This is a genomic window from Streptomyces sp. NPDC050388, from assembly GCF_040655635.1.
GTDB lineage: Bacteria > Actinomycetota > Actinomycetes > Streptomycetales > Streptomycetaceae > Streptomyces.
Genome location: NZ_JBFAKH010000048.1, coordinates 1 through 315 on the forward strand (window position 1 = coordinate 1; position 315 = coordinate 315).

At 66.7% G+C, this 315-nt stretch carries 1 pseudogene; it reads right to left on the reverse strand.

Annotated elements, in window-relative coordinates:
* Positions 1-120 (reverse strand): annotated as a pseudogene (locus AB0I73_RS25345) (DNA-directed RNA polymerase subunit alpha); the annotation flags it as partial.
* Positions 121-315: the final 195 nt, after the last annotated feature.

Consider the following 315-nt stretch of genomic DNA (forward strand, 5'->3'; position numbering starts at 1 on the left):
GCGGCGGAGGGAGTTGCCGAGGGTGTAGCCGAAGCCCGGCTCCAGCGGCTCGATCACGAACCGGGAGCGGAACTCGTCGACGACCTCTTCGGTCAACGAAGGACGCTGGGCGATCAGCATGTGTGGATCAAATCCTTCTCTCGTGGACGCCCGCTATTTGACGCCCGACGGAAACCGCACCCGGTGAGAGGTGCGGGTACTGCAAGGGTACGGGCGGTACGGCCCGAATACGGAGCGTACCGCCCGAAAAACCCACTACGACCGAACCGACGGCTCGGACGCGGCGACGCTTCGGCGGGCGGCAGCCGTGCTGCG